Below are 12,679 nucleotides of genomic sequence, written 5' to 3' on the forward strand. Positions count from 1 at the left end.
TTGTGAAATAAAACCATTTTACGTCATGGATTTTGATATTTAGCATTGCGTTCTTGTTTGCCGCTGTGTTCCGCACGTTGACCCGATCAACACGCACGTTCCATGGCAAGTCGACTCCCTCCGCGCCGATTGGCTTCATGGAAGCAAAGATGACACACCCCCTACGCTTGGTCGCCGTTTCCGGCGGCATGCAACGACCCTCCAGGACCACCGCCCTGGCAGAGGAACTGCTGACGCTGATCGCCAATGAAATCCCCTGCGAACCCCGCCTGGTCGAAATGGGGCGGATCGCCCCGCAGCTTGCCGGCGCGACGTGGCGCTCGAACTTGCCCGACTCGGTCGAGCGCGAGTTGACCGCGGTGGAGCAAGCCGATGTCCTGGTGGTGGCAACGCCCGTCTATCGCGGCTCTTATACCGGCCTGTTCAAGCATTTCTTCGATTTCATTCATCAGGACGCGCTGATCGACAAGCCGGTCCTCCTGGCCGCCACCGGTGGCAGCCAACGCCATGCGCTGATCATCGACCACCAGTTGCGGCCGTTGTTCAGCTTCTTTCAGGCGCGCACGCTGCCGCTGGGCATCTACGCCACCGACGAGGACTTCGTCGACTACCGGCTTAAGAACGACGCGCTGATCGAGCGTGCCGGACTGGCCGTGCAACGCGCACTGCCGCTGGTCGAACTGACCCGGCAGATGCGATCTGCAGCGGCCGTGGAAGCCATCGCGGCCTGACGCCCAGGCCCAGCGGCTTTCACAGCAAGCCACGCAGAAACGCCTCCGCGAACGCCGGCCCCGTTCACCCCGAATTCACGCCTATCGCAGTACTTTTGCATCCGACCATCATGAACAAAGACTTCACCTTCAGCATCAAAAGCCTTCGCTTCGATGAAAACTATCAGCCGTCGGACAGCACGCGCATCACGACCAACTTCGCCAATCTGGCCCGAGGCGAAAGCCGCGAGCAGAATCTGCGCAACACGCTGAAGATGATCGACAGCCGTTTCAATGACCTGGCGCATTGGGACAACCCCACGGGCGATCGCTACGCCGTCGAGCTCGACATCATCACCGCCGAGATGACGCTGGGTGCAAACGGCAACGCCAATGCGTTTCCGCTGATTGAAGTGTTGAAGACCAACATCGTCGACAAGAAGACCGGCAACCGCATCGACGGCATCGTCGGGAATAACTTCTCGTCCTACGTGCGCGACTACGACTTCAGCGTGTTGCTGCCCGAATACAACGACAACAAATCCACGTTCAGCACGCCGGAAGATTTCGGCGACCTGCACGGAAAGCTGTTCAAGCACTTCGTTGAATCCGAAGCCTACAAGGCAAACTTCAAGAAGCCGCCGGTCATCTGCATCAGCGTTTCCAGCAGCAAGACTTATCACCGCACCGACAACCACCACCCGATCCTGGGCGTGGAGTATCAGCAAAGCGAATTCTCCCCAACCGATCAGTACTTCGAAAAGATGGGGCTGCAAGTGCGCTACTTCATGCCGCCGAACAGCGTTGCGCCGCTGGCGTTTTATTTCCAGGACGACCTGCTGGGCGCCTACACCAATCTTGAGCTGATCGGCACCATCAGCACGATGGAAGCGTTCCAGCGCATCTACCGCCCCGAAATCTACAACGCCAATTCCGCGGCCGGAAAGCGCTATCAACCCAGCCTCAAGAACCAGGATTATTCGCTGACGCAGATCGTGTACGACCGCGTCGAACGCAGCCAGCTGGCCGTCAAACAGGGCAAGTTTGCCGAGGCGCACTTCATCAAGCCGTACAAGCACGTGCTTGATCAATGGGCTGCCAGCCACTCCCACTAATAAACCGAACACAGACGGACACCCGCCATGAAAAAGCTTTTGCCCACCTCGACCGCCGGCAGCCTGCCCAAACCCTCCTGGCTTGCCCAGCCCGAAAAGCTCTGGTCGCCCTGGAGCCTGCAAGACGAACAACTGACCGAAGGCAAGCAGGACGCCCTGATCCTCGCGCTGAAGGAACAGGAACTGGCCGGCATCGACATCGTCAGCGACGGCGAGCAGACGCGTCAGCACTTCGTCACCACGTTCATCGAGCATTTGGACGGCGTTGATTTCGAAAAGCGCGAAACCGTCCGCATCCGCGACCGCTACGACGCCAGCGTGCCCACCGTCGTCGGCGCCGTCAGCCGCCAGAAGCCCGTCTTCGTCGAAGACGCCAAGTTCCTGCGCCGGCAGACCAAGCAGCCGATCAAATGGGCGCTGCCCGGTCCCATGACCATGATCGACACGCTGTACGACGCCCACTACAAGAGCCGCGAAAAGCTGGCCTGGGAATTCGCGAAGATCCTGAACCAGGAGGCCCGCGAACTCGAAGCCGCCGGCGTCGACATCATCCAGTTCGACGAACCTGCGTTCAACGTCTTCTTCGACGAAGTGAACGACTGGGGCGTCGCGACGCTGGAACGCGCCATCGAAGGCCTCAAGTGCGAAACCGCCGTGCACATCTGCTACGGCTACGGCATCAAGGCCAACACCGACTGGAAGAAGACGCTGGGTTCGGAATGGCGCCAGTACGAGGAATCGTTCCCCAAGCTGCAGAAGTCCAGCATCGACATCGTCTCGCTGGAATGCCATAACTCGCATGTGCCGATCGACCTCATCGAACTCATTCGCGGCAAGAAGGTGATGGTCGGCGCCATCGACGTGGCCAACCACACCGTCGAAACGCCGGAAGAAGTCGCCAACACGCTGCGCACGGCGCTCAAGTTCGTGGACGCCGACAAGCTGTACCCGTGCACCAACTGCGGCATGGCGCCGTTGCCGCGCGCGGTGGCCAAGGGCAAGCTGAACGCGCTGAGCGCGGGTGCGGAGATCATTCGCCGGGAACTGTCCGCCTGACGTCGCAGGCGGCAAGCGGCTGGGCGGTGCCTGGCAACCTCCGATCAGTTCGCCTTCGGCCTGCGTGTTGCAATGACCAGGCCCGCGGCGACCATCGCGAGGGCGACCAGCACCGCCATCGGCGGAAGCCGTTGTGACAGGATCGACTCGATAATCGCAGCGGCCACCGGGCCAAGGGCTTGGAAGGCGGTGACCTTGCTTGCCGCCAGCTTGCCCAGCGCCCACAACCAGCAAAAATAGCCCAGACCGCTCGATAGCCCAACGAACGCGACGTTGGCCCATTCCAGCCGATTCAGCGCGGGAATCAGCGGCTGCGACGTGAGGGCGCAGAATCCCAACAAGAACACGACCGCCGAAACCATCGCCAGCCGGCAGGTCGCAAGCGCCGGATAGCGGCGCAGGTATGGCGCGTACAGAATGCTCGTCACGGCGCCGACGACGGTGGCCGAAACCAAAGCCAACACGCCCCAGCCGCTGTTCGCCATGCCTGCCGAGGACTCGGAAGGCATCAGCAGCAGATATGCAACCCCGGCAACCGCGATGCACACGCCAACCAGGCCTCGGCCACTGAATGGCTCCTTGCCTGTGAGCACCGCAAGACACATCGTCACCAGCGGCATCGTGGCAAACACAAGCGCGCACACGGTTGCCGACACTGTCAGCAGCGCATGGTTGAGCAATAGCACCAATACCGCGAACTGAAAAATGCCCAGCGCGGCGATGGCCGCGGCATCCTTGACCCTGAAGGGTGTTCGTGCGGCCGAACCAATCGGCAGCAGCAGGACTGCGGCTCCGATCAGATAGCGCAGAAACGCCAGAGTGGCGGGCGAGACGGCACTGGACACCACGCTTGTGGAAACCATCGCCGCGCCAACGAGCACCCCCACCGCCGCCGCGGCAGCGATTGCGTTGAGCTCGGTCCGCATGGAAGTTCACCCAGGTTGGTGGCTGGACGCGGGTTTAATCCTGGTGAATTGCTGCTCTGTGACGATGCTTCCCCACTGTTGGCCGTCTTCCTCGTGCACGAGCTTGAAGCCCACGGACTCATACAACTTGCGCGCTGCATCGAGGCCCTTGAAGGTCCACAACTGACACTCGGGAAAACCGAACCGGTCACAGAAATCCAGGGCAGTTCCGATCAGCTTTCGGCCGATCCCGCCGCCGCGGCATCCGTCATCCAGGATGAACCAGCGCAGATGCGCCTGGTTGTTGCCGAGGTCTTGGCCGTCTATGGCGATGGAGCCCACAATCCGGTCGTTCTGGATCGCCGTCCACACCCCATTGCACGGCTCGCCGAGCCGCCCCGTAAACTCGGCAATCCCCGCGGCCACCTGGCTTTCGAAGAATTGGCCAAAGCCCGAGTGCTTTGAATAGAAGGCCGCATGCATCTCGGCCACGCGTCCCACCAGACCGGGTCGATATCCCGACACGATCTGCACCGTATCCAGCGCGGCCGATGACTGAGTCCCGTGGCTGGCCTTGAGCGCTCTGGCGTACTCCGACAACCCTTGCGCGACCGCCTGCTGTTGCGAGGGATTCAAGTGCGCCATCGCCGTGGTGACCTGATTCCGTCCGTAGGCGTGGATACGCTTGACCAACGCCTTGCCCTTGCCGGTCAGCGTCAGTTGCTTCAGTCGCGCATCCTCCGGCGTGGCCGACTCGGCAATCTCGCCCGCGGCGATGAGTTTGGACAGCATGCGACTGACACTGGATTTCTCCAGACCAAGCGCGCTGACCAGGTGGGCCGCCGCCACCATGCCCTGGGCATCGATTTCCAGCAACGCGTGCACAGCTGAAGCGGAGTAGGCGGTGCCCGCCAAGGTCGGCCGCATGAAGCCCAGCTCGCGCACAATCGTGCGCGACGCGGCTCGGATCTCGTCTATCGATTTGGCGGGCATCTGCATGGTGCATCCCATTAAGTTGTATTGCACAACGACTATGTTGTTCAACACAACCAAACCTGTCAAGCAGATTTCCACGCCGGGATAACCCGTAATAACAAGAATCTCTCAAATCAGCGGGCATTTGTGATTACTGGCGCTTCAAACCCGCGTGCTAATTTTTCCCTGCAATTCAAAGCTCGCTTCATAACACTCAAGGGAATCACACCATGCACGCCGTGGGAAAAGCATGCCGCAAGGCAGGGATGGCATCGACCGTTCGCAGCACGTTCTTGAAGTTGATGGCGCCGGCGCTGATCGCCGGGTTGGCGCTGGGCATGACCGCCGCGCCAGTCCGGGCTGCCGACTTCCCGGGCGACAAGCCCATCAGCCTGGTCGTGCCGTTCCCCGCCGGCGGAGGCACCGACTTCATCGGCCGGCTGCTCGCCTCCGAGATGGGTAAAGCGCTCAAGACCACCATCGTGGTCGAGAACAAGGGCGGCGCCAACAGCAACATCGGCACCGCGTACGTGACCCAGGCGCGCCCCGACGGCCACACGCTGCTCGTGTCGGGTGTGGGCATCGCCACCAACCAGGGCCTCTACAGCAAGCTGCCCTACAAGCTCGATCAGCTCGACCAGATCGCAATCCTGGCCTTCGGCGCCGACGTGCTGGTGACCGCACCCGGCTTTCCGGCCAAGACGCTGGCCGAGTTCGTCGCGCTGGTGCAGAAAGAGCCCGGCAAATACTCCTACGCATCGTCGGGCAACGGCACCACCGGCCATCTGGGCATGGAAATGCTCAAGCAGCGCGCCAAGCTCGACATCATGCATGTGCCCTACAACGGCGGCTCGGCTGCCATCAACGACGTGCTGGCGGGTCGCGTGGACGTGCTGTTCGTCAATCAGGACACGGCGCTGCCGCACGTGCGCGCCGGCAAGCTGCGCGCGCTTGCCATTGGCAGCGCCAAGCGCAATCCCACCTATCCCGACACGCCCACCGTGGCGGAAAGCGGCTATCCGGGTTTCTCGTCCGAATACTGGTTTGGCCTGTCCGCCCCGGCCGGTGTGCCGGCGCCGGTGTTCCAGCAACTCTTCGAGGCCACCCGCACCGCCATGCAGTCGCCCGCCATTCAGGAAAAGCTGGGCGCCGTCGGCCTGGTGATTCCGCAGCTCACGGATCGCAAGCAATTCGTGACGCTGGTGGATGCCGAAGTGCAGAAGTGGGGCGAGGTCGTGCGGGTGTCCGGCGCGCGCATCGATTGATGCGTGACGCTGCACGGTCCGGGCGGCCCGTGCCGTGCGCGATAACATGAAGCCGGATCGGGGCCGCTAGCGCGGCCCCGTTGTCATGCCTGGCCAGCGTTCGCAGGCGCGGCGTCGATCGGCGCCAGGAAGTTCAGGCGCATGAGCGTGTCGCGCGTGATGTCCACGATCGAGTCGATGTGCGCACCATGCGAGGCGGTCAGATACGAGATATAGAAACGCGCCGGCGGAATCGGCGGATCGGCGGGCAGGGCGCGCAACACGCCCATGGTCAGCATGTCCTGCAAAAGCGGCACGGGCAGAATGCCGATGGCGTGGCCCGCCGCGATCAGGCGTGAGATCAGCGCCAGCGAATTGGTGGTGCTGGGCCCAGACATATCGACACCGCCCGACGCCAGCCAGTTTTCAACCACGGTGTAGAGCGTGGAAGGCGGCGAGTGCGTGGCGATGTGATGGCCGCGCGCGTGCTCTGCGCGGAACGGATCGGCCGTGATGTGCAGCGTGGGCGAGGCCACCCAATGGAACGTCATCCAGCCGATGAACACGTCGGTGATGGTGTCGCCCGTGGCCGGATTGGTCAGCAGCGCCATGTCCAGTTCGCCCGCGTTGAGCTTGCTGTTGAGCACCGACCCCACGTCCACCGTCATCTCCAGCGCGAGCGAGGGATAGTGTTCCTTGAGCTGTGCGATCACCGCGGTCAGGCCTACGTTCGCCGAGCACTCGTCCGCGCCCAGCCGCAACTTGCCGCCCAGGCTGCGATCCTTGCCAAAGTGTTCGAGCTGGCGCGTGCTGTGCAACGCGCTCTCGGCATGACGCAACGCCGACTGCCCCACATCGGTCAACGTCACGCGCTGGCGCGAGCGATCAAACAGCTGCACCTCCAACGCGCCTTCAAGTTCGCGGATGCGGGCCGAGACGGCCGGCTGCGTCACGTGCAAATGGCGCGCGGCCGCGTGGATGCTGCCCAGCTTGGCGGTCCAGTAAAAGGCCTCAAGCTGGCTTAGGGTTATCCGCATGATAAGAACTCTTTTTCAAACTGCGCCGAAACTTTGATTATTGGCCCGGAAAGCCCGCGTGATACCTTTTTTTCACCGGCTTCCGAGCCTTTTTCATTGTAGTGAAGACAAGCGATGTATCTGATTCATCCCATGCCCGAGGCCTTGCCGCATGAAGATCTGGCGCTGTTGCTGAAGGCGGAGCCGGCCACCATCGGGCACTTCCAGACCACCGGCTTCATGCGCGGCGACATCCGTGCGCATCAGCAGGACGTGCGCATTGCCGGACCGGCCGTGACGGTGCGCATGCCCGGCAACGACGGCGGCATTCTGCATCATGCGATGGCCTGCGTGCGTCCCGGCGACGTGCTGGTGATCGACCGGGCTGGCGAGGCCGTGACGGCTGCCTTCGGCGGCGCCATGGCCTACGCCGCCAAGCAGGCCGGCGTGGCCGGCATCATCGTGGACGGCCTTGTGACCGATCTTGGCGAATTGCGCCAGCACGGCATGCCGGTGTGGTCGCGCGGGCCTTCTCCCATCACCACGCGCTTGCTGGGTCACGAGGGCGAATTCTGCGGCACGATCCACTGCGGTGGCGTCACGGTGCGGCCCGGCGCGGCCGTCCTGGCCGACGAAAACGGCGTGCTGGTGCTTGATCGCGCCGCCGTGCGCGCCGCCGCGCAGCAGGCTATCGACTTCCAGACCCAGGAGCAGACCACGCTGGCGCGCCTGCGTGCCGGCGAGAAATTCCCCGACATCGTGGGCTCGCGCGCGCTGATCGAACGCGCCATCGCGGCAGCCCAAGGAGCAAACGCATGAGCATCGACCTCGACATCACCGACCTCGCGCAGCGGCTGCGCCGCCGCGAGCTGCGATCCGAAGCGCTGGTGAGTGACTACCTTGCGCGCATCGCCGCGCTCGACGGCTGGCTGCACGCCTACGTGGCCGTATACGCAGACGAGGCGCTGGCCGCCGCACGCGCAGCCGACCTGCAACTGGACCAGGGCATCTGGCTCGGCCCGCTGCACGGCGTGCCGATCGCACTTAAAGACCTGATCGACATCGCCGGCCAGCCCACCACCATCGGCTCGCCCATCCACGCCAACACCATTGCCTCGCACACGGCCGAACTGGTGCGGCAATTGCAGCGCGCCGGCGCCATTATCCTGGGCAAGACCCACATGGTGCAGTTTGCCATGGGCGCGTGGGGGCCCAATCAGCACATGGGCACGCCGCGCAATCCGTGGGATGACCGCGTGCACCGCATCCCCGGCGGATCGAGCAGCGGCTCCGCGGTTGCGGTCGCGGGACGCCTGGCGCCGGCCGCCATCGGCACCGATACCGGCGGCTCGGTGCGCGTGCCCGCCAGTTACTGCGGCATCACGGGCTTCAAGCCGACCGTGGGCCGCATCTCGGCGCACGGCGTGGTCACGCTGAGCCAGACGCTCGACAGCGTAGGTATCTTCGCGCACAGCGCCGCGGACGCGCGCCTGGTGTTCGACGCGCTGGTGCCGGTTGAGCCCGGCGAGTGGCGCGAGCCGCTCGACGCGTCGCGCTTTGGCATTGCCGGCGCCACGCTGGGCCGTCTGCCGGAGGCGTTCCTCAATGACGTCACGCCCGCCGTGCGACGCGCCTATGAAGCCTCCATCGCGCTGTATCAGAGCCTTGGCGCGCAGATCGTCGAAATCACACCGCCCGCCACGCTGTCCGAGTTCAAGGCCGTGACGGGCGACATCATGATGACCGAAGGCGTGGCGTCGTTCGAGCGCGAGATGACCGACCTCGACCTTCCCGTTGACGACTCGGTGCGGCCTCGCCTGCTTGCTGCCCTCGACGTGCCGGCCTTGCGCTACCTCGCCGCGCTGCGCGAGCGCGACCGCCTGCAAGCGGCGATGGAGTCGCGGCTGCAGGGCATGGCGGGACTGCTGACGCCCACCACGCTCACCACCGCGCTGCCGCTCGACGAGGTCGATCACGGCAACGCGCCCGTCCACTACACACGCATCGGCAATCTGTTGCAGATGTGCGGCGTCTCGGTGCCCAACGGCCGCGACGACGCGGATCTGCCCACCGGCCTGCAGATTCTCTGCCCGGGCGGCGAAGACCGGCTGGCGCTGTTTCTGGCCGAGGTCTTCCAGCGTCATTCCGATTGGCATCGCGTGCGCGCCGACACGCGTGCGCAAGCGACCACGGCATAACCCGATGCCGTGGCAGGGCGCGCGCAGCGCGCGTGCCCATACACAAACAGGGGGAAAAACATGAAACGAAGCATTCTGGCGGCGCTGCTGGCGGCCGCGGCAACCTCGTTCGCCGCGGCCGGGCCCGCCCGCGCGCAGACCGCCGCCTTGCCCGAAACCCACTTCGCGGTCGTCGGCGGCGGCAGTCACAACTACACCTTCGGCGCGGTTGAAAAGCCGTTTTGGGAAAAGACCCTGCCCGAAGCCTCCGGCGGCAAGGTCACGGCCGAGCTGATCGGCCTGTCCGAGAGCGGCCTGAAAGGCCCTGAGATCGTGCGCCTGATGCGCGCCGGCGCGCTTGACGTCGGCATGGGCGTGTTCGCCTTCGTCAGCGGCGACGACCCCACCTTCGAAGGCGTCGACCTGCCCGGCATGGCGACCGACTACGCCACCGCGCGCAAGATGGTGGCGGCCTACCGGCCGGTGCTGGAACAGCGCATGCTCAAGCGCCACGGTGTGCGGCTGCTGGCCACGGTGCCGTACACCGCACAGGTGTTCTTCTGCCGCGCACCGGTTAAGACCCTGGCCGATCTGAAGGGCCGCAAGGTGCGCACCCGCGGCAGCAACATGGCCGAATACGTTCGCGCGCTGGGCGCGTCGCCGGTGACCATACCGTTTGCCGAGGTCATCCCCGCGCTGCAGACCGGCGTGGTCGATTGCGCGGTGACCGGCATCGGCTCGGGCAACGCCGCGAAGTGGTACGACGTCGCCAAGAATCTTTACCTGCTTCCCATCGACTGGTCCATCGGCTTTTACGCCATCGCCGAACGCCGCTGGCAGAAGCTGGATCCCGCCGTGCAGCAGTTCATGCTCAAGGAGGCGAAGGTGCTGGAAGATCGCCTGTGGGACGAGACCGGCCGCGAGGGCGACTATGCGCTTGCCTGCAACACCGGACAGGGCGAATGCCGCATCCACACCCAGGCCGACATGCAGGCCACCGCGCCCACCGAGGCCGAGCGCGCCACATTGCGCGAGGTCGCCACCGAAATGGCGAGCCGCTGGGCGCGGCGCTGCGGCGAGGAATGCGCCGCCAATTGGAGCGCGTCCGTGGGCCAGGCCCTGGGCGTGACGCTGCGCTGAACTTCAAGGAAATCTCATGACGACAGAAACGCATGGTTCGCTACGCCTGCTCGACCGCGTGGCCCGCATCGGCGCCTGGATAGGCGGCCTCGGGCTGCTGCTCGTGTCCTGGCTCATCGTGGCCGACCTGATCGCGCGCAAGGTCGCGGGCGTCTCGCTCGGCGGCGCCGACGAGCTGGCCGGCTACACGCTGGCGGTGGCCAGCGCCTGGGCCTTTCCCATCACCTTGCTACGCCGCTCGCACATCCGGGTCGACGTGGTCTACACGCATCTTCCCGCCAAGACGCGCGTCGTGCTCGACCTGTTCGCGCTGGCTTGCCTGGGCCTGTTCGTGGGCACGCTGACGTGGCACGCATGGTTCGTGCTGGCCGACTCCATCGCCTTCCAGTCGGTGTCCAACACGCCGCTGCAGGTGCCGCAATGGATCCCGCAATCGCTCTGGTTCGCCGGCTACGCGTTCTTCCTGCTCACCATCGTGGTGCTCGGCGCCAGCGCGCTGGGCCGCGTGATGCGCGGCCGCTGGCAGGCGGTCAATGCGCTGATCGGCATCCACTCGGTGGAGGAGGGCATCGAAGAAGAAACCGCCGACGCACCCGTACCCGCGCGCACGCAACCCCAGGAGTGAGCCATGCTGATAATGACGATTTCCATGCTGCTCGGCCTCCTGGCGCTGAGCGTGACCGCGGCCGCCACCGTGGGCCTCCTGGGCATGAGCCTGGCCGGCGTCTATTCCCCGCTGAAACTGACCAACGCCATCGGTGAACTGGCCTGGGGCACCAGCGCCGAATTCCTGCTGGTCGCGATTCCGCTGTATGTGCTGATGGGCGAGCTGCTGGTGCATTCCGGCGTCGCCGGCCGCATGTATGGCGCCGTGTCCAAATGGGTGTCGTGGCTGCCGGGCGGCCTGATGAACGCCAACATCGGCGCCTCCGCCATGTTCTCGGCCACCAGCGGCTCCAGTGTGGCAACCGCCGCCACAATCGCCACGCTGGCCCTGCCGGAGCAACGCAAGTCGGGCTACAACGCGCCGCTGTTCCTGGGCTCGATCGCGGCCGGCGGCACGCTCGGCATCCTGATCCCGCCCTCGATCAACATGATCGTGTACGCGCTGATCGCCAACGTGTCGGTGCCCAAGCTCTATCTGGCCGCGACGCTGCCGGGCATCCTGCTCACCGGGCTGTTCATCGCGCTGATCGTGGGCCTGTGCCTGTTGCGTCCGGGCCTCGCCGGCAAACGCCCCGCGGTGAGCTGGTCCGAACGCATCGCCGCCCTGCCGCACCTGCTGCCGCCGCTCGCGATCTTCGCGCTGGTGATTGGCGTGATCTACGGCGGCATCGCCACCGCCAGCGAGTCGGCCGCGCTGGGTGTAGTGGCCGCCACCCTGCTGTGCGCCTACAAGCGCGTGCTGACCTGGGAAATGCTGGGCCGCGCCTTCGAAGCCACACTGCGCACCACCGGCATGATCATCCTGATCACGCTGGCCGCGTTCTTCCTGAACTTCGTGCTGTCCTCGATCGGCCTGACCACCTTGCTGGTCAATGCCGTGACCAGCCTGGACCTGCCGCCGCTGGGCATGATGCTGGCCATCATCCTGTTCTACATCCTGCTCGGCTGCTTCATGGACACGCTTGCCATGCTGGTCACCACCGCGCCGCTCACCGTACCGATCGTCATCGCGCTGGGCTATGACCCGGTGTGGTTCGGCGTGCTGCTGATCGTGCTGTGCGAAATGGGCCAGCTCACGCCGCCATTTGGCATGAATCTTTTCGTGGTGCATAGCGTGCGCGGGCAGGGGAAGTTCATGGATGTGGTGGTGGGCGTGCTGCCGTTCCTGGCGATGCTGTTGCTGATGATCGTGCTGCTGCTGGCGGTGCCGCAGCTGGCGCTGTGGTTGCCGGGGCAGATGGCTACGCTGTGAACGAGGCGCGGTGGGTGCACGCTCGAGCGGAGTACCATTTTTTCGAGCAGATGCATTAGTCCCGCCGGCAGCCCACGCCAGGCAGCCGGCCGCCTTAACCCTCACCGCGTGGAGTTGAATCGAACACACGGATGTCGCCGTTTCGCTTGGGCGGCCTGAGCACGTTGCGTTGCGGGCCGCACTGGACGTGGTTCGCGATGCTGCGCAGTTACTCGGCGATGAACACCATCAGCCCGGCGACGTGGCCCACCAGTTCCTGGACTACAACGGCACTACCGCCGCAGCGCTGCGTGCCGCGATCCACGCGGGATTCGAAGGGGCGATTCAACGGGCCGTCGACGCGGGCGCATCGACCGCTCGTGAATCCTAAAGGCGTTCCCGCAAGGCCTGAAGCCGAGGACGGGGACTGAACGCCTCGGCAAC

General features: G+C 64.7%; 13 protein-coding genes. 10 read left to right on the top strand and 3 right to left on the bottom strand.

Features of this window, described 5'->3' with window-relative positions:
• Positions 1-149 precede the first annotated feature (149 nt).
• From msuE to HV681_RS15195, 3 genes are all read left to right on the top strand, one after another.
• A complete protein-coding gene (gene msuE / locus HV681_RS15185; RefSeq protein ID WP_175123853.1) occupies positions 150-731 on the top strand; it encodes an FMN reductase in 582 nt (193 codons plus the stop codon).
• A 110-nt stretch (positions 732-841) separates the two neighbouring features.
• A complete protein-coding gene (locus tag HV681_RS15190; protein ID WP_175123854.1) occupies positions 842-1,825 on the top strand; it encodes a DUF1852 domain-containing protein in 984 nt (327 codons plus the stop codon).
• Positions 1,826-1,852: 27 nt separating this feature from the next.
• Positions 1,853-2,881, top strand: coding sequence for a methionine synthase (locus tag HV681_RS15195; protein WP_175123855.1), 1,029 nt, complete (start codon positions 1,853-1,855; stop codon positions 2,879-2,881).
• Between the two features lie 44 nt (positions 2,882-2,925).
• Here HV681_RS15195 and HV681_RS15200 read toward each other — a convergent pair whose 3' ends face one another.
• Both HV681_RS15200 and HV681_RS15205 read right to left on the bottom strand, forming a co-directional pair.
• Positions 2,926-3,807: a DMT family transporter gene (locus HV681_RS15200; protein ID WP_175123856.1), complete on the bottom strand. Its 882-nt coding sequence runs from the start codon at positions 3,805-3,807 to the stop codon at positions 2,926-2,928.
• A gap of 6 nt (positions 3,808-3,813) precedes the next feature.
• A complete protein-coding gene (locus HV681_RS15205; protein WP_175123857.1) occupies positions 3,814-4,785 on the bottom strand; it encodes a bifunctional helix-turn-helix transcriptional regulator/GNAT family N-acetyltransferase in 972 nt (323 codons plus the stop codon).
• A gap of 242 nt (positions 4,786-5,027) precedes the next feature.
• On the opposite strand from HV681_RS15205, the gene HV681_RS15210 reads away from it, so the two are divergent.
• A complete protein-coding gene (locus tag HV681_RS15210; protein WP_254594982.1) occupies positions 5,028-6,026 on the top strand; it encodes a Bug family tripartite tricarboxylate transporter substrate binding protein in 999 nt (332 codons plus the stop codon).
• Positions 6,027-6,109: 83 nt separating this feature from the next.
• Here HV681_RS15210 and HV681_RS15215 read toward each other — a convergent pair whose 3' ends face one another.
• Positions 6,110-7,042 (bottom strand): LysR family transcriptional regulator, encoded by a 933-nt coding sequence (locus tag HV681_RS15215; RefSeq protein WP_175123859.1) that lies wholly within the window; start codon positions 7,040-7,042, stop codon positions 6,110-6,112.
• Positions 7,043-7,156: 114 nt separating this feature from the next.
• Here HV681_RS15215 and HV681_RS15220 point away from each other — a divergent pair, with 114 nt between their 5' ends.
• From HV681_RS15220 to HV681_RS28125, 6 genes are all read left to right on the top strand, one after another.
• The gene (locus tag HV681_RS15220) at positions 7,157-7,840 is read left to right on the top strand and encodes an RraA family protein (RefSeq protein WP_175123860.1); all 684 of its coding nucleotides are present in this window, start codon (positions 7,157-7,159) and stop codon (positions 7,838-7,840) included.
• Positions 7,837-9,219, top strand: a complete 1,383-nt coding sequence (locus tag HV681_RS15225; protein WP_175123861.1) for an amidase — start codon at positions 7,837-7,839, stop codon at positions 9,217-9,219. Before HV681_RS15220 ends, HV681_RS15225 begins: the two co-directional genes overlap by 4 nt.
• Positions 9,220-9,279: 60 nt before the next feature.
• Positions 9,280-10,338: a TRAP transporter substrate-binding protein gene (locus tag HV681_RS15230; protein ID WP_175123862.1), complete on the top strand. Its 1,059-nt coding sequence runs from the start codon at positions 9,280-9,282 to the stop codon at positions 10,336-10,338.
• 16 nt (positions 10,339-10,354) lie between these two features.
• Entirely contained in the window at positions 10,355-10,963 is a 609-nt protein-coding gene (locus HV681_RS15235) for a TRAP transporter small permease subunit (protein ID WP_175123863.1), read from the top strand.
• A gap of 3 nt (positions 10,964-10,966) precedes the next feature.
• On the top strand, positions 10,967-12,256 hold the full coding sequence (locus HV681_RS15240; RefSeq protein ID WP_175123864.1) for a TRAP transporter large permease: 1,290 nt from the start codon (positions 10,967-10,969) through the stop codon (positions 12,254-12,256).
• Between the two features lie 187 nt (positions 12,257-12,443).
• The gene (locus HV681_RS28125; protein ID WP_239216544.1) at positions 12,444-12,626 is read left to right on the top strand and encodes a pyrroline-5-carboxylate reductase dimerization domain-containing protein; all 183 of its coding nucleotides are present in this window, start codon (positions 12,444-12,446) and stop codon (positions 12,624-12,626) included.
• Positions 12,627-12,679 lie beyond the last annotated feature (53 nt).

The sequence above is a fragment of the Achromobacter animicus genome, assembly GCF_902859585.1.
GTDB lineage: Bacteria > Pseudomonadota > Gammaproteobacteria > Burkholderiales > Burkholderiaceae_B > Achromobacter > Achromobacter animicus.